Source organism: Paenibacillus sp. J22P51 (genome assembly GCF_059692215.1).
Window position 1 is genome coordinate 18,498 of sequence record NZ_JCAUAZ010000023.1, and the last position, 26,355, is coordinate 44,852.

Consider the following 26,355-nt stretch of genomic DNA (forward strand, 5'->3'; position numbering starts at 1 on the left):
TCCTATGCGCCCTTCCTGCCCATCGTTCTGATTTCCTGATGTAGAAACCTGAATCCCTGTTCCCTGCCTCCGCAAACGCTCATATCATAATGCATAATGAAATGCCATGCTCACTAGAGAAAGGATCGCAGCCATGACAAGTTCACTGAAGGCCGTTTCAAGCAAATGGATTAAAACACGCATCACGCTTCGGAATGCGAAGCTGCGCCAGTATGTGCCAACTACGCATCCTTTTGATCGAAATAGGCTATTGGCCATGCTCACCGAGCACGGCATGCTCTATGTGAAGCCCGACATAGGTTCCCTTGGTATAGGCGTCATGCGTGTCGAGAAAAAGGGAGGAGCCTACCGCTATCAAAGCGGCGTACACATTTATCGTTTTCCGACGTTTGAGAAGCTGTACCAATCCCTGCTGCATCGTTGCGGCACCAAGCGTTATCTCATTCAGAAAGGTATCCATGTGCTAAAGCATGAGGGGAATCCCTTCGATTTCCGGGTCATGATTCAGCGAAGCCCTTCGGGGAAATGGGTATGCACTGGAACTGCAGCACGGGTTGCTCATCCGCAGAAAGCCGTAACCAATGGCAGTCAAGGCGGCACCATCTACAGTCCATATGACCTCTTGGAACCCCAATTCGGTGTTGATGCAACGTCTATTCTAATGTTCAAAATGGAGAGAATCGCCTATTTGACCTCTGTTCAATTAGGTCGCGCATACCCTGCCATGAATGAGCTCGGCATCGACATCGCCGTCGATCATAAGCTCAAGCCTTGGATCCTCGAGGTCAACACGCGGCCAGACCCCTGTCCCTTCACCAAGCTGGAGGACAAATCCATCATCCGTAAAATCATCCAATTCGGCAGAGCGAATGGCCGAAAGTACGATTTGACCTGCTCGAAGGCGAAGAAGGCGCCGAAACAGCGGTTTTCGACCGCTTCTACTGAGCAGCCTCTTCCGAGCGTAGAACCTCCTTCTGAACCAACTTCTGAACCAGCTTTTGAACCAGCTTTTGAACCACCTTTGGATAGTGAATGATCTGGTTTCAACCTCTCAACTCGGATAAATGAAAAAAGCTGTCCTCAAGTAATAAAACCTTGTTGGACAGCTTTGCTTTTTGTTATGAACCTGCGCCGCGATACCGCTTCACGCCAATATTCCAGACCGTGATGCCAAGCACACTAAACGCGATGCCAACCACAGGGGTAAGTAGGGCGAACCATTTCCAGTTCTCTGGATCAATGAAATACGCGGCCGGATAGAAGCCAACGAACGCAAACGGTAGAATCCAGGTCAGAATACTTCGCAGCAATTTATTGTAAATCGTCGCAGGATACCGCCCGTAGTTCTGAATGTTCCAAATCAACGGCAGGATACCCGTCGGCGCATCGGAGAAGAAGGCTAATGATGTCAGAGAAATGTATACCCCTGCATAAATGAGGATCGACCCCACCACCATGACGATGAAAATCAGCGGATCATGCCAATGGAACGGCAGGTCCAACTGTACCCAGGAATAGATCATGACGACCAAGCCGGCCAACGCGCTGAACATAGAAGCAGGATCGAGATTTTCCATCATAAGCTGCCACAGATTGTAAGCAGGCCTTGTCAGGACGCGGTCCATTTCCCCTTTGACAATGTAGCGCTCACTGAAGCCCCACAGATTAAAAAAGGAAATAAATATGCCATATGGGATCATAAAATAACCGTAGATGAACAAAATTTGTTCTTGATTCCAGCCGCCAAGCGATTGCGTTTGCATAAAGACGACAAGAATGAAGAATAGATTCAATCCATTGAATAACAAGTCGGACAGCACTTCAATCCAGAAATCAGATCGGTAGGTGAGCCTTGTTTTCATGTAGTTTTTGAAATATTCGAAAACGAGGGTGATATAGAACATGCGTTACCCTCCCTGCACGAAAAGACGTGTTTTGGATTTAACCCACAGTACATAAATCGGAATAATCAAGAGCAGGAACCACAGCACTTGTACGCCAAAATTTTGGAGTATTGCATTGCCTGTTATTTTACCTGTAAACACTGCGCTGGGTAAATAAGTGATCGCCTGAAATGGCAGCCACTCAAGAATGGACTTCGACCATCCTGGGAAAAAGGAAATCGGAATGATAAGCCCTGAAAAAAGGTCAACCGCTACGCGCTTCATGCGCATGAGACCTTCATTATTTTCGAGGAAAAAGGCAAACAAGCCCGTAATGATATTCAACTGCGTATTAATTAGAAAGCTGAAGAACAACATTACGAAGTAGATGACCCACAAGCTCGGATCTGTTGGTAACTGAATCGGGAGCAGCAGCCAGATTAAGATCATACCAGGTGTCATGAAGAGCAGCAGTCGGAATATGCCTTCGCCTAGGCCCTGCATCATTTTAACAAATATATAATTGTAAGGCCGGATGAATTGAATCGCTACACTGCCATCTCGAATCTCATTTGCAATTTCACGATCTAAATTATTGAAATAAAATGCGCGGCCCATCCAGGAGATCGCAACATACGTTGTCATTTGACCCAGTGTAAGACCTCCGATGATGTCTTGGTCCCCGTAAATCGCTTTGTAGACGAAATAGTAGGAGCCAATATTGAGCGCATAAATCAGGATCCCGCTGTAATAATTCACCCGATAAGCGAGCATCATGAGAAACCGCATGCGGATTACTTCTATATAAGCTTTATGCATGGGTCGTGACTCCCTCTGGCTGATCGATGTCCAAGCGTTTCACTTCGGCAGAGCCGGATTTATAAATTTCACGGACGATATCATCCGTATTCGTTTCATTAATCTTAATATCTTGGATTTGCAGCACGCCAACGACGCGGCTAAGCACCTCGGAGATATTCGCTCTTTCGTAAGGAATGAATACTTTGGCGGATAGCTCATTGTCTAACTGCCAAGCTACATCCAAACCGAGGGTCAGCTCTTGGAGACGAGCCAAGGTTGTTGGTCGCTCAAATTGCAGCACAACTTCCTTTCCCTTGCCCCATCTGGCTTTCAACTCTTCTAGACCACCATCATAAATAATTCTGCCGTCATCTAGCATAATAACACGGGAGCACAGCGCCTCAATGTCCTGCAAATCATGCGTTGTCAGCAAGATCGTCGTTTCATATCGCTGATTGAGTGATTTCAGAAATTCACGAATTTCTGTTTTAACTACAATATCGAGGCCAATGGTTGGCTCATCCAGAAATAGGATTTCAGGATTATGCAGCAGTGAAGCCGCTAATTCACAACGCATCCGCTGACCCAAGCTGAGCTTACGGACAGGTCGTGAAAGGAGATCCGACAGCTGCAAACGGTCGACGAGCTCGTCGAGGCGTTTCTTGTAATCGGCTTCGGAGACACGATACACCTTTCTCAACAGCTGGAAGGACTCTACAACACCAATGTCCCACCAGAGCTGACTGCGTTGACCGAAAACTACACCGATCCCGGCGACGAATTTCTCACGCTCTTTGAAAGGCACGTACCCATTCACTTTGATGTGACCGGAAGTCGGCACAAGAATGCCCGTAAGCATTTTGATTGTCGTTGACTTCCCAGCACCATTTTCACCAATATATCCACAAATTTCGCCTTTCGGAATTTGAAAGCTTATGTCCTTCACAGCTGTGATTTGCTTATACTCTCTCTTGAATAAATCTTGCACGGCTCCTTTGAGGCCACCGCGGCTTTGCTGAACTTGAAATTCTTTACGCAGCATTTGAACATCTATGGCTAACATGCGTCTTCCCCCCTGACTTTGTCGTCTCGGTTACAGATTACGGCAACATTCGTCATAACTTGCTATCGAAGTTTCGTAGCATCTATAATATGGATCATAATGACGTTTCATACAACCGTACAACATGCTCATGATAACTCAATTCTGTAAGAAAAAAAAGTACAGATTAGCATGTATCGTATTTCCCTTTAAATCACGCTGAATTTCACCTTGGAAAGGAGCTTACCTAGTATGAAAATCTTCAAACGGACCATGCTCCTGATTGTTATGCTCCTTCTAGTGGGCGCTGGCTATTATTCTTACGCTTTCTACAGCTTTGCAAATAATATCTCGCATAAATCAGAGAATACAGATGGCAAAGGAACTGGAAGCACTACCTTAATTCCAAACACTGTGAAGGAAAATGGAGATAAATTCACACCACCGAAATGGGAAAGCAAGCAGCGGGTGAATATTTTGCTGTTAGGCGGCGATTCTCGTGGCATGGTGAAGAACGAGTTACCAAGATCAGACAGTATTATGCTAGCCTCCATCGATCCGGTCACGAAAAAGGCTCATCTGTTCTCGATTCTACGGGACACCTACGTGAAAATCCCTGGCCAAGGCGAAGATCGGATTAATACGGCGATCACGATGGGCGGTCCTAATTTGGCCATGAAAACCGTGAGCGATCTGCTTGGTATTCCAGTTCAATATTACGTTTACACAGACTTCAAAGGCTTTATCGCACTCATTGACGCTGTTGGCGGTATCGATATTGATGTCGAGAAAGACATGAAATATTCCGACTCCGAAGATGATCATGTGTATGATATTAATTTGAAAAAAGGAAAGCAGCATCTGGATGGCAAAACAGCCCTACAGTACGTACGCTTCCGACACGATGCGTTATCTGACTTCTCCCGAACTGAGAGACAACGGAAGTTCCTAACGGCTGTTGCGGCAAAAATGCAATCAACCTCATCGCTGATCAAGCTGCCGCGTATCCTGAATGCAATCGATCCGTATATTGATACGAATCTTAGTGTAACGGACATGCTCAAGCTAGGTAGTCTCGGCTACGAAGCCAAAGCGGATGGCATCGTTTCATCTCAGCTTCCTCCTTCTGAGCTGCTCGTTGAGAAAACTATTCGCGGCGCTTCCGTCATCACAGCAGATAAATTGAAGCTTCAGCAATATATCAAAGACCTTTTTGCTGGCAAAGCGGACGCCGATTCAGGTCCAACGAAACCATCCCCTTCTCCAACGCCGAAGGTCACAGGGAAAACAGTGAAGTAAGCACAAGAATAGGTTAAAAAATAAGATAAAAAAGCGGATAATAAGAGTGGGTATCCACTCTTATTTTTCTGTATGAGGGGCTTATAAGATCGCCGCTGTTGATGTGGTGAGGGGTTGGGATTGCGAAAGTTACTGAGTGGTGCGGGAGATGCGGGGTACGCAGACGCAGGGTATATCGAGACGAAGTAATCGCCTGTGACAAAAGTGAGAATCTGTCATTTGTGAAATGTCATTTACTCGTTGGTGGAGATCCGAGATATAACTAGACCACATGACTGACTGTGACAAAAGTGAGAATCTGTCCTTTGTGAAACGTCATTGCTCGTTGGTGGAGATCCGGGAAATAACTAGACCAAATGACTGACTGTGACAAAAGTGAGAATCTGTCATTTGTAAAGCGTCATTTACTCGTTGGTGGAGATCCGGGATATAACTAGACCAAATGACTGACTGTGACAAAAGTGATAATCTGTCATTTGTGAAACGTCATTTACTCGTTGGTGGAGATCCGAGTTATATAACTAGACCACATGACTGACTGTGACAAAAGTGAGAATCTGTCATTTGTGAAACGTCATTGCTCGTTGGTGGAGATCCGGTATATAACTAGACCAAATGACTGTGACAAAAGTGAGAATCTGTCATTTGTGAAACGTCATTGCTCGTTGGCGGAAACCTCCAATCGCGTATGAACCTAACGAATTCAAAAACTAATACATATAAAGGAATGATGATTTCCATGGAACGCAAACAATCTGAGCTACTTTATCAAGAAGCACTGCAACACATCGTCGGCGGGGTCAACTCCCCTTCCCGTTCGTTCAAAGCCGTTGGCGGCGGCGCGCCCGTCTTCATGAAGCGTGCGCAAGGCGCACACTTCTGGGACGTAGACGGAAATCGCTTCATTGACTACCTCGCCGCCTATGGTCCGATCATTACCGGTCACGCGCATCCGCACGTTACCGAGGCGATTTGCCGCGCCGCACAGAATGGCACGCTGTACGGCACCCCGACCGAACTCGAGATCGAGTTCGCCCGCATGCTGAAGTCGGCGATTCCCTCGCTCGACAAAGTGCGCTTCGTCAACTCCGGCACTGAGGCCGTGATGACGACGATCCGCGTGGCGCGCGCTTTCACAAAGCGCACCAAGATCATTAAGTTTGCCGGGTGCTACCACGGCCACTCGGATCTCGTACTGGTGGCGGCCGGCTCCGGGCCGTCAACCCTGGGCACGCCGGACAGCGCTGGCGTGCCGGCCAGCATCGCGCAAGAGGTCATCACCGTGCCGTTCAACGACATTCCGGCACTCGAGGCCGCGCTTGCGCGTTGGGGTGAAGAGATCGCCGCGGTGATGGTGGAGCCCATCGTCGGCAACTTCGGCATGGTTATGCCCCATGCCGGTTACCTCGAGCAGCTCTGCACAGCTGCTCGCAAGCACGGTGCCCTCGTCATCTACGACGAGGTCATCACGGCGTTCCGATTCCATTACGGATCGGCACAGACCTATGAAGGCCTCCCTATTCTAGAGGGAGGCGCTACCGAGGCGGCGGCGCGCTTCGCCGCCGTGGAGCCGGACCTGACGGCCCTAGGCAAAGTGATCGGCGGCGGGCTGCCGATCGGGGCCTACGGGGGCCGCAAGGAAGTGATGGAGCAGGTCGCACCGCTCGGACCTGCTTATCAAGCCGGCACGATGGCGGGGAATCCCGCCTCCATCTCGGCCGGCATCGCCTGCTTGGAGGTGCTCCAGCAGGCAGGTGTATATGCCAAGCTCGAGCAGCTTGGCACAACTCTAGCTAGCGGCATCGCAGAATCCGCCGCCCGCCACGGCATCGCCCTCACGTTGAACCGCATTGGCGGCGCCTTCTCTACCCACTTCTGTGATCATCCAATCACCAACTATGATGAAGCGCAAGATACCGATAGTGAACGCTTCGCCGATTTCTTCCGTCTCATGCTGGAGCAAGGCATCAATCTTGCCCCGTCCAAATACGAAGCATGGTTCATGACGATCGCTCATACCGAGGACGACATTGCCCAAACGCTTGAAGCTGCAGATCGCGCTTTCAAAGTGATGAAAACACGCTGATTGTCCCAAAAACGAACTATGATCCTATCAGGATTATAGTTCGTTCGTCTTTCTACCCCTACTAGAGTTGTATGAATTATGGTTTTATTCACCAATATACAAAAAAGGTAACGCTTACATTCGTGATTTACGTCTGCAAGTATTGTCGGATGAAGTTTTTCATGCTATTCTAAGATTACTTTTACCCTTTTAGCGAAACGGCTTGAATACACAGTATTTTCCTAGAAAGTTAGGGCATGATTTACAAATCCTACACGGTTTTTTGTGTGCGATGCCTTACTTTCCTACGAGTCGATTTATGCCATATTTCGAGAGTTTTATCTCCTGTAAATTGGCATGTTATTCAGTAATATTGCATTTTTATACACAATCATGCATATTTCGGATTTAAGCAAATAGTGGCTTTTCTCCCTAAAATGTGAGAGCTGGCAGGCTCATCAGCGCCAGAATGCAAGAAGCGTAAGCAAGAGGAGTTTAATTATGTATGGGAGGTGACGGTCAGGCGACTGACCAGAGCAATGAATGAAATTATGCGTAATGAAGGCCGTTTTCAAGATCTACTAGGAACCGAACACGACAGCTGCGGTATTATTTGTATTATTGAAAAAAATGGTCACCCTTCCCGTGATAACATCCAAAAAACGATTGATGCCCTTGTTAAAATGGAACATCGTTCAGGATTTATCAATGGTGAAGGCGATGGTTGCGGTATTCTAACAGACATTCCACGTGCTCTCTGGGAAAAGAAATTAACAGACGCGGGTCTGGACGGCAAACTTGCCTATGACAACCGTTTTTCTGTTGGACATATCTTTGTTCCAAGAAAGCTGGACTTGACTGTTACTGAGATTCAAAACGGCATTCGTGAGCTTTTTGCCTCCCATGATGTATCCATTATTCTTGAGCAAGAAAACCTCGTTGACAGCGGTTCGCTTGGCGCCAACGGTTTGCTCGATGAGCCTACGTTCTGGCAAATTGCAGCGATTAGCAACAAGACTGAAGGTCAAGTTGCCGATCACCTGTATGAGCTGCATATTGCGATTGAAGATCGTTACAACGTACATGTTGCGACACTAAGCAATGTGACTTCTGCCTACAAAGTACTAGGTGCAGCAAGCATCCTTCCTAAATATTTTAACGACTTGCGTGATCCTTTATTTGCGTCCCAAGTTACGATCGGTCATAACCGTTATTCAACAAACACATTGTCCAGCTTCTTCCGCGTTCAACCGTTCTCCCTTCTTGGACACAACGGTGAAATTAACACGGTAAAGAAACTTCGTCTTGAAGCTGACATGGTTGGTGTTCCGCTTGTTAGCGGCGGCTCTGACTCCCAAGACATGAACAGAACGATCGAAACGTTCATTCACCGTTTTGGATTGTCCCTTTTCGAAGCCATGGAAATGGTATTCCCTCCTATTATTAATGAAATGAAACAGTTCCGTCCGGAGCTTCAAGATCTATACGTGTACTACCGTCAAGTATGGGGCCACTTTGCACAAGGTCCAGCGGGTATTGTTTCCCGTTACGGTAATGAGTGTATTTTTAGCGTTGATGCGCTAGGTCTTCGTCCGGTATGGATGGTTGAAAGTGATACATCCCTATACTTCTCATCCGAGCAAGGTGTTATTACGGTTGGCGAAATGGTTGCTGATCCGAAGCCAATTGCTCCAGGTGAGAAAGTCGGTGTTGTACTAACACCAGGCGAACATATTCAAGTTATTCCTTATCATGAAGTTCAAACCCTGGTATATGAGCGTGTAAGCAAGCGTGTGAATTTTGGCGGTCTCCGCTCTTATTTGAACCCTGCCCAAACGAATACAGAAGCCGAGCTTAATGAGAATATTGTTACAACAGATCAAGTGTACAGTGCATTTGGTTGGGATCGTGACGGCATTTCACACATTGAATCCATGTCCGAAACTGGCGCTGAGCCGATTCGTTCATTGGGTCATGATTCACCTCACGCAGCGCTTGCATGGGAACGCCAGAACGTGCCTGACTTCATTAAAGAAAGTGTTGCTGTCGTAACGAATCCGGCCATTGACCGCGACCGTGAAATGGAGCATTTCTCCACGCGTGTTATCGCTGGAGCTCGTCTTCCTGTATTTGCACAGGTTGATACTAACCTTCGTCTTGAGCTTCTTGCTCCGCTTGTTCTTGAAGGAACGAACGGTGTAGGCAGTGAAGAGCACTTGTCACAGCCCTCATTCGAACAATTATTGGCACAATTCCGCGCACAAGGCGATAACAAAGTAGCTGTACTATCCGCAACATTCGCTAGAGGAACTTCTCTAAAGGATGGCTTGAACAAACTTGCAGAAGATGCAATCTCTGCAGCACGCGATGGCGCTGTACTTCTCGTCTTGGACGATGCAGAAGCTCACCAAAACGACCGTTTGTGGCTTGATCCGCACCTTGTTGTTTCCAAAATCGATATCGCACTTCGTGCGGAAAAGCTTGGTTTCGGCGATAACCTGCGCCGCCATGTTACGCTGATCCTTCGTTCAGCTGCTATCCGCAGCCTGCATGATATCGCGGTAGCTTGTGGTCTTGGTGCAGATGTGATTTCACCTTACTTGTTGTTCTCCACGGCTTCTGACAAAGAAGGCAACGCAGCAGCAGCACGTAAAGTATACGCGGCTCTTACGAAAGGACTTGAAAAAGTCATTTCAACTATCGGTACACATGAGCTTCGCGGGTACACACGTTTCTTCTCCTCCATTGGCTTCCATCCGGAAGTATCCGAGGTGCTAGATATCGTGAACTACTTGGGTAGTGAAAAAGCAGGAACTGGCTTTGCACAGCTTGAAGCTGAAGCTGAAGCACGTTATGTGGATTACACGAACCCGAAAGCGAAAGCAGCGAAGAACTTCCGTTTCTTCCAACGTATGTGGAAAGCCCTAGGCGATGCTGCATCAGGAGCTGCTCCTTACAGCGACTACCGCGACAAGCTGCGTGAAGAAGAGAAGAAGAATCCGATTTCCATTCGTCATATTGCGGGCTTCAAAGCAATTAGCGATGGCCGTCAGCCACTTGATCCGTCACAAGTTGATATTTCCATTGGCGGTCATTCCTTGCCGATGTTGATTTCATCCATGTCCTTCGGTTCACAGAATGAAACAGCTTTCCGTGCCTATGCTGAAGCCGGCGAACGTCTGAACATGGTTACCATGAACGGCGAGGGCGGAGAGATTAAAGATATGTTAGGCCGTTACAAAAAAACGCGCGGAGCGCAAGTCGCTTCCGGACGTTTCGGTGTAAACATTGAGCTTGCTAACGCTGTAGCTTTCCTTGAGATCAAAATCGGTCAAGGGGCAAAGCCAGGTGAAGGCGGTCACTTACCAGGCTCCAAAGTAACAGCGAAAATCGCTGAAGCACGTAACGCTACAATCGGTTCAGACCTGATCTCGCCATCCAACAACCACGATATTTACTCCATCGAGGATTTGGCGCAAATCATTTCCGAGCTTAAAGAAGGTAGCGGACGTAAAGCCAAAATCATCGTGAAAATCCCAGTTGTTCCTGGTATCGGTACGATTGCAGTTGGTGTTGCCAAAGCTGGCGCTGACGTTATTACCCTTTCCGGTTTCGATGGCGGTACAGGTGCTGCTCGTATCCACTCCTTGACTCACGTTGGTCTTCCTACGGAGATTGGTACGAAGCTTGCTCACGTTGCTTTGATTGAAGCCGGTCTTCGTCACCGCGTTGAGCTATGGTCCGATGGCGGTCTGAAATCAGGCGCTGACGTTGTTAAAATGGTTATGCTCGGTGCGAACCGTGCAGGCTTCGGTAGTATCGCGATGCAATCCATTGGTTGTACAACATGTCGTGGTTGTCATTTGGACACTTGTCACGTTGGTATCGCCACACAAATCGATTCCATGGAAGAAGCCGAAGAAAAAGGTCTTCGCCGTTTCGTACCGCGTCAATTCGATCTAGCTGTTGACAGCTTGGTTCGTTTGTTCGGTTCGATGGGTGAAGAAGTACGTGAAGTCGTTGCTTCCCTTGGTTTCAAAAGCTTACAAGAACTCGTTGGCCGTTCCGATCTATTGGAACAAATCAGCCACGTTGAACGTATTGATCTATCCGACATTCTTCGTCCAGCTCCACTTCAGTTCATCTCTGAAGAGACAAGAGCGGCTGAAGAAGCAGCAGTTTCGTCCGATATCCGTATCGCGGCTGGTGCAGAAGGTTTGGAATTCTTCCCGGATTCCGTATCATTCGATGCTCCTGTCGTTCGCAACTGGTCCAAAGTGGATGCCGAGTCCCGTATCCTTGGAACTCGCTACTCTAGCCATCGTGTAAGAGACCGTTTCAACGGCAGCTACGATGAGCTTCCAGCTGTTGCGCTGAACCTTGTTGACGGTTCTGTTCCAGGTAACGGTCTTGCCGCATTCAACGCACGTGGCGTTAACATCACTGTCCATGGCGGTGCTGAAGATGGTCTTGGTAAAATGGCTTTCGGTGGTAAAGTTGCTATCGTGAAATCACTTGGCCAAAATAACACCTTCATCAATGGTAGCGTTGGTAAATCGTTCGGTTACGGCGCTCAAAAAGGTTTGTTCTTGATTCAAGGCAGTGCAGATACACGTGCATGTATCCGTTTCTCCGGTGCTGACGTTGTCTTCGGCGGCGAAATCACGACACCTTTACAAGATGAGCTTGGTGGTTTAGCTGCTCGTGCGAACCTCAAAGGCTTCGCGTTCGAGTACATGACAAACGGCCGTGCCGTTGTTATGGGCGATCCAGGTCCATGGATCTGTGCTGGTATGACCGGTGGGGTTATCTACCAACGTCTAGTGCCGGAAATGGGTCTTGATCAAGCAGCCATCGAACGTCGTATCGCCAAAGGCGCTAAAGTTAAACTTGAGCCTATCGGCCTTCAAAGTAAAAAAGATCTTACCGAATTGCTTACAGCTTATCACGCTGAGCTTGCGAACTCCGGTCAATCCGAAGCCGCTGCGAAAATCGAAGCTTTGCTGGGTAATCTTGAAGCTAGCTTCATCCGTATCTCCCCGGTCAACATGCAAGCTGACCAATCCGTTGCTACGGAATAGTATAATTGTAAAAAGCTCCATCAGACCTTCATCGGTCTGGTGGAGTTTTTTCGTAAAGAGATGTTATCTACTTTGCATAAAATAACCTCATGTATCACATTTTATTAGTGCAACACCATCCGCATGCCAGAGGAGGTTTTTAGCGATGAGCCACTCAAAACGCCGCGAAGAAGCTGCATGGAAGGGTCGTAAACAAGCTCAACATCCACATGGTAAGGTGAAAGCCCTGGCGGAATTCGCCAGCGAATATGAAGCGGAAAACCAGAAGTAAATAAGTAACCCCCTCTCCTCCCACACGTTAAGAGGGACCAACACAAAGAGCCCGTTCGACCCGTTTCTGCGGAAACAGGGTCTTCGGGTTCTTTGTGTGTAGGTCAATTTCGGTTGGACGACTGGCAACTTTACTGGATCCTGAGCCTTAGGGATAGTCCTCATTGCTTGATCTCCAGGCACTATCCCCTATACTCAGGTCGCCAAAACTAAGCTAGAGCTGAGCTTTGGGGATAGTGTTCATAGTGCCATGTATTATGTTAGTTTAGCAGCCATGTTTTTCACGAATTCGCTTCACCGCGCGAAGGTGATGATTCGCGTGTCCGGCCATCATTTTCAATAATTGGGCAACGCTTTCTTCTCGATTGGTTGCTCGAATGGTTCGCTCTAGCGCATCCGGCAGGTGCTTGCACACGCCTAGAATATGCCCTCTCGCCGCTCGGAATAGTTGTACTTCGTTCACAATCGGTCGCTCTATATACGCCAATCCACGCTGCCAATCATCGGGTTGAAATGAATTGCCTTGGTACATCCGCCCAGGCTCGGCTAGGGCAAATTTCAATTTGTGCAAGGTGATTAGCTCTAAGTCGATCAAATGCAAAACATGCTCGCGAATCGACCACTTCCCAGGCACTTCCCTTAAGCTGAGTTGAGCCTCGGATAGGCCTTCTATCGCCTTCTCCAGCTCTGCTACTCCCACTTCGTACATCAACATTATGTCGCTCTCAGAGGGAAACAGTTCCTCCCAATACACCAGTGTGAACCCGTCTATACTGGGTACATGCAGTTCACGAATGTGCCCCGGCTCTTCTTGGCTCGTCATTAAAACATTGCAACCATTTGACTGCAAGCTCAACTCCATCTCAGCTACAGAACGAACGCCAGCGTACACGAGACTCCCAGGTTGTGGGCTGGTGTGATTTGGATGCATCCAACGGTCCAAGTAGGACTCTAACTCCTCCTGAGCTCCTCCTACAGTAATCAATACAGCCTCATCCTCTGTTCCACCAATGCGCAGTAATGCCGCTAAGTTCCCTTCAGCTAGCTGAATCAGTTCCCACCCCATTTGATCGATATAAAAAACTAATGAAGCCTCCAGGTTGTCCACTCTCAGCAAAAGTCTAGCCCGCCCTTGATACATGGTTGCCTCCTCAAGTTCAGCACAAAAAAATACGCTCCGTCCTAATTTCGACGGAGCGAGCGCACTTTCCATGCCTACTTCTTGGCCGCTTGGTAGGCCTCGATATATTGAGCAGCCTTCTTCGCTACAAGGCTGTAGTTTCCTGTTTTGACCGCTTCGCTGGTCAAGTCGGAGCCGATGCCGACGGCAACTGCGCCGGCCTGGATCCACTCGCCGAGGTTGCTCAGCGAAACCCCGCCTGTCGGCATGATGTTCGCCTGTGGCAGCGGACCTTTAATGGCCTTAATCATCGCCGGGGAGTAAAGATTGCCCGGGAAGAGCTTTACAATATCCACACCTAACTCCAAGGCGGTTTGGATATCAGCGATCGTCATGCACCCTGGCATGATCGGTACACGATACCGGTTACACAGCGTAACCGTGCTCGGGTTCAAGGACGGGCCGACAACGAACTCGGCCCCGCTTAGAATCGCGGCACGCGCCGTTTCAGGGTCTAGGGCTGTGCCCACCCCGATAATCGCGTACTTGGACGCGTCCTTCGCTGTGCTCGAGTAGCGCTTCGCAAGCTCCTCGATCGCGCGCAGCGCGAAAGGTACGGTCATCGTGACTTCGATGACTTTAATACCGCCGGCGATCGCTTGGTCCGCCATTTCGACGACTTCTTCTGGCGTTTCACCGCGTAGGACGGCAACAACACCCTCATTTGTAATTTGCTGAAGTAATTGAAGTTTTTTCACAATCATCTTCCCTTCTTTGTGTAAGCTTGTATGAGTTATGTTTCGTAACGTCTACCGAGCAATTAACGTTCTATATGTTTAATATTGTTAAGTACCGCATCCACTTGCTCCCACGTCGGAGCGCCTTCCCAGTCGCCTTCCGCCTGCACGATCATGGAGCCAACCAAATTCCCGATGCGAACGGCTTCAGGGTACTCATACGCCTTCAGCACGCCAACCAAAAAGCCAGCACAAAACCCATCGCCCGCGCCCACGGTATCAACGACTTGCTCCGCTTTGAAGTAAGGCACGGTCGTAATGGAATCAGCTGTAACTACATACGTCACATCTTCTCCACCTTTAACGATGGAAACGGCCGACAACTCGCGCAGCTTGCTCACGATGACATCCCAGTCTTCTGTTTGGTAAAGAAGCTTCAGCTCATCCAAGCCTGGCAAGAAAATATCAGACAGCTTCGCAAGCTCGAGCAGAACAGGACGCGCCTCTTCGATGCTCCACAGCTTCAAGCGTAAATTCGGATCGAAGCTAACCTTCACGCCATGCTTGCGTGCCAAGCGAACAGCTTCGAAAGCTGCCTCTCTACATGACTCACTTAACGCCGGTGTGATACCGGTAATATGCATTATTTTAGCCCCAGCGATGTACGCTTCGTCCAAATGTTTCGGACTCATCTGACTTGCTGCCGAGTTTTTGCGGTAGTAATATACGGATGTTTTGCCCATCAGGACTTCACGCATCATGAGCCCTGTTGGCGCCTCTGCAGTCAACTCCGCACGAGAAACATCGACGCCTTCACCACGGATTTTTTTGAAAATCATACGACCCAGCGGGTCCTTACCTAGCCTGCCGAACCAGCCTACGCTGCCGCCAAGACGTGAAATGCCGATCGCTACATTGCTCTCTGCACCACCAAACAAGCTATGCAGCTCAGCAGAGTACTCCAAGCCTTTACCGCCTGAAGGCATTAACAGTGCCATTGTTTCTCCGAACGTAATAATATCTGGTCCTGATCCTGTATTTACTGACATAGAAGCACTCCATCCATTCTGATCACGACTCCGCGTGTCCCGTTGATTGAAACGTTTAAATAAATGAGATATCTCATATTATAGTGGATTTGTACGGATTTCACCAGACTTTTAAGCAGGGCCACACCATTTCCAAATAGAGGAAAAAACCTCTTGCGCAATCATTCCTCATGGAACGACCTTGCAAGAGGTTGCTTCTTATCTCATAACCCTGTCGCCTCTGCCACTGCTAGCTCATGCTGGAACTCCTCATGAATGCGTCCATTCGACGCTAATACATTCCGGACCCCCAAATGATAAGGCTTGCCTTCGGAATCTGTTACACGACCGCCTGACTCTTGAATGATCAAGGCACCTGCTGCAATGTCCCATGCATTGAGACCAATTTCCCAAAATCCGCTTAGACGTCCCGCAGCCACATAAGCCAAATGCAGCGCAGCAGAGCCTGCCACTCGAATGTTGCGGACCTTAGGGGATAACGCCTGAACGCCCTTCAGGTTAATCGGCAAAGCCCCATCGCGATCCGCTGGGAACCCCGTGGCGATTAAACTGGTGAGCAGCGTCTCGTCTTCGGAGACCTCTGTTTTTTTGCCGTGCATGTAGGCGCCTTTCCCTTTCTCAGCAACGAACAGCTCGTCGCGTGATGGGTCGTATACGACACCTACGATGACTTCACCCTTATGCGCAAGCGCAATCGATACCGAGAAGAAAGGAAAACCGTGAACGAAGTTCGTCGTTCCATCGATCGGATCCACGATCCAGAGATACTCTTCGTCACTCATCTCTTGCAGCGCTTTGGCCGACGCCTCCGGACCTGGCTCAACGCCTTCCTCCCCGAGGATGGAATGGTCTGGGAAATGTGTCATAATTAAATTCCGAATCAGCTTCTCCGAACCTTTATCGACCTCTGTTACCAAATCTTGAGCGGAGTGTTTCGTCCCCACATGATTGATGTCCCCGAGCCTTGTCTTGATCCATTGTCCTGCTTTGGCTGCCGTATTAATAGCTACAGCTGTAAAACTTTTACTCCCAACTACGAAGGCTTCCGTCTCACCGTGCACCATTTATATCAACTCTTTCTTTTCATTAATTTAGATAATACGTTAAGTATAGTAAATTATACGTTTCTAATACTAGTGCGTTTCATCCTAAATTATTCGTACATTTTCACATTGGCGCCAAAATAAACGAAAAAAAAACCGTATCGGCACCAAGGCCGTACGGATTTCTTTCTTTTTCTTTCTATGAAAATAAGGCTTTCACTTAAATACCAACGATGTGGTATCCGCCGTCTACATAAATAACTTCGCCCGTGATGCCGCGGGACAAGTTGCTCATTAGGAACATGGCCGTGTCGCCAACTTCAGCTGTATCTGTTGTTTTACGAAGTGGCGCCTTCTCTTCGACTTGACGCAGGATGGAGTTGAAATCCTTGATCCCTTTGGCAGCCAAGGTACGAATCGGACCAGCTGAGATACCGTTCACGCGAATGCCGAATTGGCCAAGATCTGCTGCCAAGTAGCGAACGCTAGCTTCAAGCGCCGCTTTGGCAACGCCCATGACGTTGTAGTTCTTCATTGCGCGCTCTGCGCCAAGATACGTCATTGTCATAATACTTCCGCCTTCTGTCATCAGCGGATAAATGCGCTTGGAGACAGCAACAAGGGAGTAGGCACTGATGTCATGCGCAAGCGCGAAGCCATCGCGAGATGTATCTACGAACAACCCGTCGAGTTCTTCTGTTTTAGCAAAAGCAATACTATGTACAAGCCCGTGCACCACACCGAACTTCTCTTTGAGCGCGGATGCCAAGGTATCAATCTCTGCATCCACGGTTACGTTACAAGGCATCAAGGTTGAGCCTGGAATCGTGTCAGCCAACTTGCGTACGCGTTCCTCAACGCGCTCGTTTTCGAACGTGAACACAAGATTAGCGCCTTGTGCGGCTAAAGATTGTGCAATGGCCCAAGCGATACTGCGGTCATTGGCAACACCCATTACAAGTATATTTTTCCCGTTTAATAATTGACTCATGGTTCGTAGAAGCCCCTCTCACAATGGCATGGTTAGTCGTTCATTTCTCCAAAGTACCCCATTTTGTCCAACAATTCAAGAAAAATATGGGATTAGAGCTGAATCGACGCTTGATCGAGGACCACGACGCCTTCTTGTCCCTTCAGGTCCTCCATGAGCTTGAACAGGGCACCATCCTTCATCTTTGCTTCAATCATAATATCCAGCTTCGGTGTAATGGGGGCTATCGCTTTGAGGAAAGCAAAAAGCGGCCCCACTTCCACATAGTCGGCGTGACTTCTTAGTTCGGTTTCACCTTTGGGGCTTGAAACGTGAATTTTGGGAGGGAGCAAGGCTGACGCCTCATCCAGATGCAAACGTGCCCGTGTCAGCCAGGTCTCCTGGATGCGTGGCCATAGCTGGACAGCGTCTTCGCCATTGTTGTTGACCGCATGATGATGCACATCCAGCACCATAGGGGCACCGACTTCCTCGGCAATCTCAAGCGTTTCTAGCGCATTGAAGGTTTTATCGTCATTTTCGAGCGTGATTCGCTGTTGAATTGGCCGGCGCAGCGCACTGAAATTCTGGACAAATCGCTTCGCAGCCTTCGTCTTATCCCCATAAGAGCCGCCGACATGAATGTTGCACATGGCTTCCATGCCAAGCCCCATGGCGTTCAGCATGGCGGAGTGGCGTTCCAAGTCCTGAACGGATTTCTCCAGCACATCCTTCCTTGGTGTGCTGAGCACGGTGAAATGATCGGGGTGGAAGCTGACGCGCATGTTATTCTGCTTGGCATAGCTGCCAAGCTCCTCAAACTCAGCTGATAATGCAGGGATCGGGTCCCAATCGCCCAGCATCTCATGGCCAATCAGGGGGATGAATCGGGAGGAAAATCGGAACACCATGATGTCATGAGCGCGATTGTGCTTGAGTAGGCGGAGTGTGTTATGTAAATTTTCAGCACCGATTCGCTCTAACTTGCGGATGGCTGCCTCGCGATCAAGCAGCTTGCTGAAGTTCGTAGCCGTCATCGTCTTGGACGGGGATGCATTTTTAACCACGGTGGACATGGCCACGTATCCGAGGCGAATGAGCATGAGTATGTTCTCCTTTTTTCTAAGGATGATCCCGATTAGATTACCCTCTCGATCTGCCGCGCATACAGGTTGTCTCTGGCTTGGGCGCATCTCGACTGGATAAATACAGTACTTTACTAGAAAATGAGCGATAAATTCTGCTTTCATTGGATATATCCATTAGGATATTAATAAACAGACAAAGAAAGCGCATACAAATTGAGTTTGAATAGATTTTTCCAATTAAACTCAAAATTCAGCTACTTATTATAGCAATTCATTGGATTTATCCAATAGACAAGGGGATCGGGGTCTGATCAAGCACGCAAAAAACGCCGCCCCTAGGGGCGGCGCTCTGTAATCACTTGTTCTTTCTTAAGCCTGCTCGCCAAAAAACATCTCAAACGCCAGCGAGGTCTGAATCCGTGCCTCTTCCTCATTCAACCGACGGATGAGTTCCATTTCCACCTGTGTGACCTCTTCACCTTGGAAATTAATTTCCGCGATGGAGGCCACGATGCGCACGATAGCGATCGCTTGGTTCTCAGGCGTGTACGCGATAACCTTCTGACCTGTTGGGAAAACGCGGAAGCCGCTTTTCACCATTTTACCGCGGCCATACTCCAGCAGCTCATAGAGCTCCTGTTCGGACTTAAACTTACAAACTGAATTGAATTCCGTTTGAAAACCCATGGTTTATCTACTCCGCATCGAAAGAATATTGGATATTTTGCTTGGCTGCATGACGCTCAAGCGCCAAACGAATGAGATCACCTAGCAGTTCTTTATAAGGTTTCCCTGTTTCTTGCCATAGCAGCGGATACATGCTGAATGGCGTAAACCCAGGCATCGTATTAATTTCATTGATGTAGATCTTCTGATCGATTTTGCCTAGGAAAAAGTCCACACGTGACAAGCCGCTGCCATCTACCGCCAAGAATGCACGGAGCGCCAGTGCTCTGACCTCATCCGATACCTCTTGGGGAATCTCTGCAGGGATAATCATCGCCGATTTGCCGTCCAGATATTTGGCTTTGTAATCGTAGAATTCGTTCGAAGATACGATCTCACCTACAACAGAAGCGATAGGCTCATCGTTCCCCAATACGGCAACTTCGATTTCGCGGGCATCGATGTTTTCTTCAATAATGACTTTGCGGTCATATTGGAAGGCGAAAGCAACCGCCGCGATAAGCTCATCTTGATTTCTCGCTTTGGAAATCCCAACGCTTGAGCCTAAGTTAGCTGGCTTCACGAAGCATGGGTAGCCAATCGCTGTTTCCAGCTCCAAGAGGTGATAAGCGCGATTCTTCTCCCACTCTGTGCGGGTAAAATGACGGAAAATGCACTGAGGAAGCCCTTCCTGCGCGAAAACCTTTTTCATCATGACTTTATCCATCCCCACAGCAGAAGCCAATACGCCTGCGCCCACATATGGGATATTTGCCATTTCCAAAAGGCCTTGAATCGTCCCATCTTCCCCGAAAGTTCCGTGTAGTAGCGGGAATACAACATCTAAGCCAAGATCCTGTGCTCCAGCTGAAGCGACAGAAGAAACAGCCACATCCCCCTTCGTTTGAATACCGCCAAAAATCGGCGCCAGTGCGTTCGAAGCAGGGGCGCTAGCATCGCCTGTACTGAAGGTTAGTACTTCCTTGGATTCAGCCGGGCCTAGAAGAGGTGCACCGCTCCTCCACTCCCCTTTTTTCGATATATAAAACGGTGTAATTTCATATTTCGTGAAGTCCACAGCCTTCATAACCGCCAATGCTGTTTGCAAAGACACGTCATGCTCGCCTGATTTCCCTCCATAAATTAATCCAATTCGTATTTTGCGGCTCATTACGTACCTCCGTCTAGTATTTGCAGTTTCTTTGCTCTCTTCACATTTCATCTGCTACATGAATGAACACGTATTTCGTCCGTTCCGACCAAGCAGGTGAATCCTTATACGCCCAGTAACGATTGCGACTATTATAGGTATGCGCATTAACTAATGGCATCCCGTTGGCATCTTTGCCCGTGACAAACGTATTATGCTGGAAGCGACCGTCACCATCCCAATCATAGCTGATTGTATCTCCAAGCTGAAGTTCTCGAGGATCTTTGACTTCTGTGCCTTTCAAACTATGCGTATGGGGACGATCAAGATAATGATGTAAGCTGTTGGCTACTGCCCAACTAAAGCTCCAGAGCTCTTGATGCCCTTTTTTGCCAGCATACCACCAGCCCGAATCCCTTTTCCCAGTATAGTCCATTGGAGCCCCGCCTGCAAAGAGGCATTGCGAGACATAATTCGTGCAATCCACTTCGAAATATTCGTATCTCGGATTCGGTGTTTGCCACCACGTTTCCGCATATTGGACGGCTTTAAGGCGATTATAAATGATTTTACGATGAGCGGATTCCAGACCACCCGTATTGCGTATACTAGGATTGATATAAGGAAGTGAAGGTGAACTGCGCTGGGTGTTTATGAATGTTTGATTCTCTGATAAATGGAAGCTGCGACCGCGACTGGGCTGTGACTTTTCACTTTGTAAAAGCTCTGCGCTTTGAACCTTCCAGCCCGTAGCGTTACTCTCTATAATCACACGTTCTGACTCTATTCGCTCCTCCTGATGTTCTATTGAACCAATTTGATAGGTCAAAAAACGATGCAGCTGGATATCCGCAATAATGCCGTAAGGCAATTCTTTAACGCCCTGCAGACGAAGCTTCGTCTCTCCGCGCAGCAGCTTAGCATCGCGTTCTCGGTAACTGTTCAGGAGCCTTCGCACCTTGACATCCTGTTTCCGTACATAAGCGCTGTCCGAGACAAATGCTTCCAAGGGTGCAGATGAGCCTTCAAGCTCAGCCTGATTTTTCGCATGAACGTAATTGTAGAGCGCTGTTTTCCAGGACATCTTGGTATCCCTCCTTAGCTTATTTAGGGTCTTTAATAGGTTTTGGTAGGACAAGCCCGAATTGCTTTGAATTGATTCAATATATGACATTTTAAAGGTAAAAATGATTGAAATTAATCTTTACTCCCACGTGGCGAAGCGCTATACTTGAGGTAGAGGGAATTATGAAATCGAGTTTCACTAGATGAAATTCGATGGCATGGTTAGATATTATAACTTGAGGAGGAACTACCTATGTCCAATAAGGACTCTTTTTCTGTGCGTAAGCAGTTAACTGTCGGCACGAAATCGTTCCAGTATTACAGCCTTCCTGACTTTGAAAGCCAAGGTCACGGCACAATTAACAATCTTCCTGTTTCCATCCGCGTTTTGCTTGAAGCTGCTATTCGTCAGTTCGACGGTCGCGCAATTACAAGTGAGCACGTTAAACAAATCGCTGGCTGGGCTCAAGGCCGCGATGAAAACAAAGAAATTCCTTTCATTCCTGCTCGTATCGTTCTTCAAGATTTCACAGGCGTTCCAGTCGTCGTTGACCTTGCGGCAATGCGTGCGACAATGGCTCGTGAAGGCGGCGATCCTAAACGTATCAACCCGCTTGTTCCTGTAGACCTTGTAATTGACCACTCTGTCATGGTTGATGCTTTCGGATCCCCGGACGCACTCGAAATGAACATTAACTTAGAATTCGAAAGAAACGAAGAGCGTTACCGTTTCTTGCGTTGGGCACAAACTGCATTTGATAACTTCCGTGCAGTGCCACCTTCAACAGGTATCGTTCACCAAGTTAACTTGGAGTACTTGGCATCTGTTGCAGCAACGAAAACGATTGACGGCGAAACTGTCGTGTACCCAGATTCCCTCGTAGGTACAGACTCCCATACAACAATGATCAATGGTCTTGGTGTTGTAGGTTGGGGCGTTGGCGGTATCGAAGCGGAAGCTGGTATGCTTGGTCAACCTCTATACTTCGTAGCTCCAGACGTAGTTGGTTTCAAATTAACTGGTCAATTGGCAGAAGGCGCTACAGCGACTGACTTGGCATTGACGGTTACTCAAATTTTGCGTAAAAAAGGCGTAGTTGGTAAATTCGTTGAGTTCTTCGGTCCTGGACTAAGCAACATTTCCTTGGCTGACCGTGCAACGGTTGCAAACATGGCTCCTGAGTACGGCGCAACAATCGGTTTCTTCCCTGTTGATAACGAAACTTTGAACTACTTGCGAGCTACTGGCCGTGAAGAAGAGCAAATTGCGCTTGTAGAAGCTTACTACAAAGCACAAGGTATGTTCCGCACTGACAGCACGCCAGATCCAGTGTTCACAGATGTTCTTGAGCTTGATCTTAGCACGGTAGTTCCAAGCTTAGCTGGTCCTAAACGTCCGCAAGATCGCGTTGAGCTTACAAACATGAAAGAATCTTTCAACGCTATCATCCGTACACCGATCGAAAAAGGCGGCTACGGCTTGACAGAAGAGAAAGTGGCTGAAGTTGTTGATGTTGTTTATCCAGGTGGCGAAACTGTCAAAATGGGTACTGGCGCAGTTGTTATCGCGGCTATTACTTCCTGTACAAACACATCCAACCCAAGCGTTATGATCGGTGCCGGTCTCGTAGCGAAAAAAGCGGTAGCTCTTGGTTTGAAAAAACCAGCTTTCGTAAAAAGCTCTTTGACACCAGGTTCCCTTGTTGTTACTGAGTACCTGATTAAAGCAGGCCTTCTTGAGTCCCTAGAAGCTCTTGGCTTCCACGTTGCAGGTTACGGCTGTGCAACTTGTATCGGTAACTCCGGTCCTCTTCCAGACGAAGTCAGCAAAGCGATTATCGACAACGATATGACTGTAGCTGCTGTTATTTCCGGTAACCGTAACTTTGAAGGACGCGTGCATGCACAAGTAAAAGCGAACTACCTTGGATCACCTCCACTAGTTGTTGCTTATGCTCTTGCAGGTACAGTTAACATCGACCTAGCAACTGATCCAATCGGTTATGACCAAAACGATAAACCTGTCTACTTGAAAGACATTTGGCCAACAAACCAAGAGATTCAAGATGCGCTTAACATTGCAATGAGCCCTGACATGTTCCGCGACAAATACAGCAACGTATTCCGTGCGAATGAGCGTTTCAATGAAATTCAAATTCCTGAAGGCGATCTGTACGAGTTCGACACGAACTCCACTTACATCCAAGAGCCTCCGTTCTTCACAGACCTCGGCACAGTTCTTGATGATATCGCAGATATCCGCAGCGCAAAAACACTAGCACTTATGGGCGATTCCGTTACAACGGATCACATCTCCCCTGCTGGTAACATCAAAGTTGACAGCCCTGGAGGCCAATACTTGATCAACCATGGTGTTAAAAGAGAAGACTTCAACTCCTACGGTTCCCGTCGTGGTAACCACGAAGTGATGATGCGCGGTACGTTCGCAAACATCCGTATTCGTAACCAAGTGGCTCCAGGAACAGAAGGCGGCGTTACAACTTACTTGCCAACTGGCGAAGTTGAGTCCATCTATGATGCTTCCATGAAGTATCAAGCTGAAGGCCAAAACCTCGTAGTTATCGCAGGTAAAGAGTACGGAACTGGTTCTTCCCGTGACTGGGCAGCAAAAGGTACTTTCTTGCTAGGCGTTAAAGCTGTTATCGCTGAAAGCTTCGAGCGTATTCACCGTAGTAACCTTGTTGGAATGGGTGTTCTTCCACTTCAATTCGTTAACGGCGAAAGCTGGAAAACGCTAGGTATCACGGGTCGCGAGACTTTCGATATCACTGGTTTGAGCAATGATGTTCAACCAGGTTCAACAGTAAAAGTAACTGCGACTCGCGAAGATGGCACAAGCTTCGAATTCACAGCACTTGTTCGTTTGGATAGCTTGGTAGACGTAGACTACTACCGTAACGGTGGTATCCTACAAACCGTTCTTCGTTCCATTCTTGCTGAGAACAAAAACTAAGTTATACACGTTTAAGCAACAGCAAACACACACACCAAGAATAATCACAAAAGCTCGAGATTGCCTTTCTGGCAGTCTCGGGCTTTTTCTATATTTTAGGAAAAAACCACTCATACTTTCGCAAAATCGAGCAAAAATGCACCCCACTCAAACCTTACTGCCCCAAGGGATTGACTTACATTTCCAAAAACTGCGGGTTGAGACCACCAATATCGGCACCTATACTTAGAGGAGCGAAAGGGGAGATGAAGATGATGTTGATTAAAAAACTAGTCGTAGTCGCACTTGTAGCTTCCTTTGGTTTAGGAATGAATGCAGGATCGTGGAGCCCGACGGCATCCGCAGCAGGAGCTACGACTTTAAAGCAAGGCACACAGAATGGTGACGTGTGGGACGCACAATTCCGACTAAAAACTTTAGGCATATATGAGCCTTCAATAGATGGGAAATATGGTCCGATTACAGCCGCGGCAGTTCGTAACTTCCAAACAAACTACGGACTTGACGTGGATGGGATCGTTGGTGCGAAAACGTGGGAATACTTGCGTAAATTCACAGTGAACCAAGCTGAGCTTGATATGCTAGCCAAGGTCATTTACAGTGAAGCACGCGGCGAATCCTATGAAGGTCAAGTGGCTGTTGGAGCGGTCGTTATGAACCGGTTAAAATCCAGTCAGTTCGATAATACCATTCAAGGCATCGTGTTCGAGGTTGGTGCTTTTACGGCAGTCAGCGATGGCCAATACAATTTAACGCCGGATAGTGAAGCCTACAAAGCGGCTTTGGAAGCTGTACGAGGCTGGGACCCAACGGGTGGCGCCCTCTACTATTTTAACCCGAAAACAGCGACTAGCTCTTGGATCTGGACACGTCAACAGACGGTACAGATTGGGAACCATATTTTTGCGAAGTAATTATTAAGAATCGTGTGAAGAGCACGTTGCTTATAATTGAAAACACCTCTAACGAAGCCGCTGATGTAGCGAGCTCGTGTAGAGGTGTTTTTTTGTTACAGAGAGACTGCTGCTTACGTTTGTTCCGCTATCTCTTTCATATGCTCCATGACCTCGAGATGAACGTTGCGAATAATGCTTTTCGTCCATATATCGAAATAAAAAGAAGGCTTCACTTTCAAGTCATACCAGCTTGTGCCTATTAAAGTCGTGGTACCGTCACCATTGTCTTCTAGGATGAATTGTCCTTTGGACAAGCTCAAGTGCCCTAGTATTTCCGGATCATCGGGCAGCTTCGTTATCGCGAAGGTTAGTTTTCGGTTTTCTTCATACTCTACGATCTTCTCATCGAAAATGATACCATTGCTGAAAATACACTTACGCTCTGCGCCGACATAATTGCCTTCTGCCGTTGATTGTATAGGGCTTGGCAATCCGATTTTAAATAACCAATAGTCAGGTTCTGACGTAATAGGCGAAAATGCAGTGACATTTTGCCATACGACTTCAGGCTTCGCATGTATCAAGATACGATCAGTGACCTGGCTTTCACCAGGTTGGGCGGTAATGGCATTAAGCAAGACGAGGCCGATCATCGCTGTAAGGATGGAGATATTTACGGTTTTATGTTCTCTTTTGAACATTGCTTTGCCAAGTAAAATACCGATCAGAATAAAGAGGTAAATCAGTGGGGCCACGATGATAAGGCAAATATAGCCCTCCCCCATCATAAAATAACTATAAATTAATCCTACAAGTAGATTAAGAAAAGCATACCCAAAGGATGGTCCAACCGTCACTCGGTGCTTTCGCCAGAAATAGGCGTTTATGATACCCATGATGAACGGGAGCAAGACAAAATCAGACAAGATCAATATGCCTTCCACCCCTGTAGCGAGCTTGATGATATAGGAAGTCAAAAGCATAAAGACGATTCCGCACCCATTTGCCACCGCGATACCTAACCAAATATCCCTTGCTCTTCGACTCATAGCTTTCACTCCCTTGGACTTATACACATTGACGCTGTCGGAAAGATGCTATGACTAATCTAACCCGATCTAAAGTAATTGTAAATAATGGAAAAATAAAAAACTGA

The 26,355-nt window shown here is 47.8% G+C and carries 20 protein-coding genes; 7 read left to right on the plus strand and 13 right to left on the minus strand.

All coding sequences use genetic code 11. The features are described from left to right. The first annotated feature begins 133 nt into the window (after positions 1–133). The gene (locus AC58QC_RS28360) at positions 134–1,036 is read left to right on the plus strand and encodes a YheC/YheD family protein (RefSeq protein WP_497418378.1); all 903 of its coding nucleotides are present in this window, start codon (positions 134–136) and stop codon (positions 1,034–1,036) included. 82 nt (positions 1,037–1,118) lie between these two features. On the opposite strand, the gene AC58QC_RS28365 is transcribed toward AC58QC_RS28360, so the two are convergent. Genes AC58QC_RS28365 through AC58QC_RS28375 form a run of 3 tightly spaced genes read right to left on the minus strand, consistent with a single transcriptional unit; the run spans position 1,119 to position 3,747 of the window. Beyond that, positions 1,119–1,904, minus strand: a complete 786-nt coding sequence (locus AC58QC_RS28365) for an ABC transporter permease (RefSeq protein ID WP_497418379.1) — start codon at positions 1,902–1,904, stop codon at positions 1,119–1,121. A 3-nt stretch (positions 1,905–1,907) separates the two neighbouring features. Beyond that, the gene (locus tag AC58QC_RS28370; protein WP_497418380.1) at positions 1,908–2,702 is read right to left on the minus strand and encodes an ABC transporter permease; all 795 of its coding nucleotides are present in this window, start codon (positions 2,700–2,702) and stop codon (positions 1,908–1,910) included. Further along, positions 2,695–3,747 (minus strand): ABC transporter ATP-binding protein, encoded by a 1,053-nt coding sequence (locus AC58QC_RS28375; protein WP_497418381.1) that lies wholly within the window; start codon positions 3,745–3,747, stop codon positions 2,695–2,697. Before AC58QC_RS28375 ends, AC58QC_RS28370 begins: the two co-directional genes overlap by 8 nt. A gap of 231 nt (positions 3,748–3,978) precedes the next feature. Here AC58QC_RS28375 and AC58QC_RS28380 point away from each other — a divergent pair, with 231 nt between their 5' ends. The 4 genes from AC58QC_RS28380 to AC58QC_RS28395 all read left to right on the plus strand — a co-directional run bounded on the left by AC58QC_RS28380 (position 3,979) and on the right by AC58QC_RS28395 (position 12,442). Continuing rightward, the gene (locus tag AC58QC_RS28380) at positions 3,979–5,025 is read left to right on the plus strand and encodes an LCP family protein (RefSeq protein WP_497418382.1); all 1,047 of its coding nucleotides are present in this window, start codon (positions 3,979–3,981) and stop codon (positions 5,023–5,025) included. A gap of 739 nt (positions 5,026–5,764) precedes the next feature. Beyond that, positions 5,765–7,111 (plus strand): glutamate-1-semialdehyde 2,1-aminomutase, encoded by a 1,347-nt coding sequence (locus AC58QC_RS28385; protein WP_497418383.1) that lies wholly within the window; start codon positions 5,765–5,767, stop codon positions 7,109–7,111. A gap of 518 nt (positions 7,112–7,629) precedes the next feature. Continuing rightward, entirely contained in the window at positions 7,630–12,171 is a 4,542-nt protein-coding gene (locus tag AC58QC_RS28390; RefSeq protein WP_497418384.1) for a glutamate synthase-related protein, read from the plus strand. Between the two features lie 145 nt (positions 12,172–12,316). Beyond that, positions 12,317–12,442 (plus strand): DUF6254 family protein, encoded by a 126-nt coding sequence (locus AC58QC_RS28395; protein WP_497418385.1) that lies wholly within the window; start codon positions 12,317–12,319, stop codon positions 12,440–12,442. Positions 12,443–12,706: 264 nt separating this feature from the next. On the opposite strand, the gene AC58QC_RS28400 is transcribed toward AC58QC_RS28395, so the two are convergent. The 9 genes from AC58QC_RS28400 to AC58QC_RS28440 all read right to left on the minus strand — a co-directional run bounded on the left by AC58QC_RS28400 (position 12,707) and on the right by AC58QC_RS28440 (position 21,348). Then, the gene (locus AC58QC_RS28400; RefSeq protein ID WP_497418386.1) at positions 12,707–13,582 is read right to left on the minus strand and encodes a DinB family protein; all 876 of its coding nucleotides are present in this window, start codon (positions 13,580–13,582) and stop codon (positions 12,707–12,709) included. 74 nt (positions 13,583–13,656) lie between these two features. Then, the gene (locus AC58QC_RS28405; RefSeq protein ID WP_497418387.1) at positions 13,657–14,319 is read right to left on the minus strand and encodes a bifunctional 2-keto-4-hydroxyglutarate aldolase/2-keto-3-deoxy-6-phosphogluconate aldolase; all 663 of its coding nucleotides are present in this window, start codon (positions 14,317–14,319) and stop codon (positions 13,657–13,659) included. A gap of 62 nt (positions 14,320–14,381) precedes the next feature. Next, a complete protein-coding gene (locus AC58QC_RS28410; protein ID WP_497418388.1) occupies positions 14,382–15,347 on the minus strand; it encodes a sugar kinase in 966 nt (321 codons plus the stop codon). A 203-nt stretch (positions 15,348–15,550) separates the two neighbouring features. After that, on the minus strand, positions 15,551–16,411 hold the full coding sequence (locus tag AC58QC_RS28415) for an inositol monophosphatase family protein (protein WP_497418389.1): 861 nt from the start codon (positions 16,409–16,411) through the stop codon (positions 15,551–15,553). A 199-nt stretch (positions 16,412–16,610) separates the two neighbouring features. After that, positions 16,611–17,381 carry an enoyl-ACP reductase FabI gene (gene fabI / locus AC58QC_RS28420; protein ID WP_028555353.1) on the minus strand — a complete coding sequence of 257 codons (771 nt, stop codon included), beginning with the start codon at positions 17,379–17,381 and terminating at the stop codon, positions 16,611–16,613. A 92-nt stretch (positions 17,382–17,473) separates the two neighbouring features. Then, positions 17,474–18,463 carry a UV DNA damage repair endonuclease UvsE gene (uvsE, locus tag AC58QC_RS28425; protein WP_497418427.1) on the minus strand — a complete coding sequence of 330 codons (990 nt, stop codon included), beginning with the start codon at positions 18,461–18,463 and terminating at the stop codon, positions 17,474–17,476. 354 nt (positions 18,464–18,817) lie between these two features. Continuing rightward, positions 18,818–19,135: a hypothetical protein gene (locus AC58QC_RS28430; RefSeq protein WP_497418390.1), complete on the minus strand. Its 318-nt coding sequence runs from the start codon at positions 19,133–19,135 to the stop codon at positions 18,818–18,820. 7 nt (positions 19,136–19,142) lie between these two features. After that, complete coding sequence (locus AC58QC_RS28435; RefSeq protein WP_497418391.1) at positions 19,143–20,285, minus strand: D-alanine--D-alanine ligase; 1,143 nt, start codon at positions 20,283–20,285, stop codon at positions 19,143–19,145. A 40-nt stretch (positions 20,286–20,325) separates the two neighbouring features. After that, on the minus strand, positions 20,326–21,348 hold the full coding sequence (locus tag AC58QC_RS28440; RefSeq protein ID WP_497418392.1) for an amidase domain-containing protein: 1,023 nt from the start codon (positions 21,346–21,348) through the stop codon (positions 20,326–20,328). A 234-nt stretch (positions 21,349–21,582) separates the two neighbouring features. On the opposite strand from AC58QC_RS28440, the gene acnA reads away from it, so the two are divergent. Beyond that, on the plus strand, positions 21,583–24,303 hold the full coding sequence (gene acnA, locus AC58QC_RS28445; RefSeq protein WP_497418393.1) for an aconitate hydratase AcnA: 2,721 nt from the start codon (positions 21,583–21,585) through the stop codon (positions 24,301–24,303). Between the two features lie 251 nt (positions 24,304–24,554). After that, the gene (sleB, locus tag AC58QC_RS28450; RefSeq protein ID WP_497418394.1) at positions 24,555–25,217 is read left to right on the plus strand and encodes a spore cortex-lytic enzyme; all 663 of its coding nucleotides are present in this window, start codon (positions 24,555–24,557) and stop codon (positions 25,215–25,217) included. 113 nt (positions 25,218–25,330) lie between these two features. On the opposite strand, the gene AC58QC_RS28455 is transcribed toward sleB, so the two are convergent. Further along, positions 25,331–26,248, minus strand: coding sequence for an SRPBCC family protein (locus AC58QC_RS28455; protein ID WP_497418395.1), 918 nt, complete (start codon positions 26,246–26,248; stop codon positions 25,331–25,333). Between the last annotated feature and the right edge of the window lie 107 nt (positions 26,249–26,355).

Excerpts from the sequence above, each read along its gene's own strand:
- AC58QC_RS28360 (WP_497418378.1), top strand. The coding sequence starts at position 134 with ATGACAAGTTCACTGAAGGCCGTTTCAAGCAAATGGATTAAAACACGC.
- AC58QC_RS28365 (WP_497418379.1), bottom strand. The coding sequence starts at position 1,904 with ATGTTCTATATCACCCTCGTTTTCGAATATTTCAAAAACTACATGAAA.
- AC58QC_RS28370 (WP_497418380.1), bottom strand. The coding sequence starts at position 2,702 with ATGCATAAAGCTTATATAGAAGTAATCCGCATGCGGTTTCTCATGATG.
- AC58QC_RS28375 (WP_497418381.1), bottom strand. The coding sequence starts at position 3,747 with ATGTTAGCCATAGATGTTCAAATGCTGCGTAAAGAATTTCAAGTTCAG.
- AC58QC_RS28380 (WP_497418382.1), top strand. The coding sequence starts at position 3,979 with ATGAAAATCTTCAAACGGACCATGCTCCTGATTGTTATGCTCCTTCTA.
- AC58QC_RS28385 (WP_497418383.1), top strand. The coding sequence starts at position 5,765 with ATGGAACGCAAACAATCTGAGCTACTTTATCAAGAAGCACTGCAACAC.
- AC58QC_RS28390 (WP_497418384.1), top strand. The coding sequence starts at position 7,630 with ATGAATGAAATTATGCGTAATGAAGGCCGTTTTCAAGATCTACTAGGA.
- AC58QC_RS28395 (WP_497418385.1), top strand. The coding sequence starts at position 12,317 with ATGAGCCACTCAAAACGCCGCGAAGAAGCTGCATGGAAGGGTCGTAAA.
- AC58QC_RS28400 (WP_497418386.1), bottom strand. The coding sequence starts at position 13,582 with ATGTATCAAGGGCGGGCTAGACTTTTGCTGAGAGTGGACAACCTGGAG.
- AC58QC_RS28410 (WP_497418388.1), bottom strand. The coding sequence starts at position 15,347 with ATGTCAGTAAATACAGGATCAGGACCAGATATTATTACGTTCGGAGAA.
- AC58QC_RS28415 (WP_497418389.1), bottom strand. The coding sequence starts at position 16,411 with ATGGTGCACGGTGAGACGGAAGCCTTCGTAGTTGGGAGTAAAAGTTTT.
- fabI (WP_028555353.1), bottom strand. The coding sequence starts at position 17,381 with ATGAGTCAATTATTAAACGGGAAAAATATACTTGTAATGGGTGTTGCC.
- uvsE (WP_497418427.1), bottom strand. The coding sequence starts at position 18,463 with ATGCTCATTCGCCTCGGATACGTGGCCATGTCCACCGTGGTTAAAAAT.
- AC58QC_RS28430 (WP_497418390.1), bottom strand. The coding sequence starts at position 19,135 with ATGGGTTTTCAAACGGAATTCAATTCAGTTTGTAAGTTTAAGTCCGAA.
- AC58QC_RS28435 (WP_497418391.1), bottom strand. The coding sequence starts at position 20,285 with ATGAGCCGCAAAATACGAATTGGATTAATTTATGGAGGGAAATCAGGC.
- AC58QC_RS28440 (WP_497418392.1), bottom strand. The coding sequence starts at position 21,348 with ATGTCCTGGAAAACAGCGCTCTACAATTACGTTCATGCGAAAAATCAG.
- acnA (WP_497418393.1), top strand. The coding sequence starts at position 21,583 with ATGTCCAATAAGGACTCTTTTTCTGTGCGTAAGCAGTTAACTGTCGGC.
- sleB (WP_497418394.1), top strand. The coding sequence starts at position 24,555 with ATGATGTTGATTAAAAAACTAGTCGTAGTCGCACTTGTAGCTTCCTTT.
- AC58QC_RS28455 (WP_497418395.1), bottom strand. The coding sequence starts at position 26,248 with ATGAGTCGAAGAGCAAGGGATATTTGGTTAGGTATCGCGGTGGCAAAT.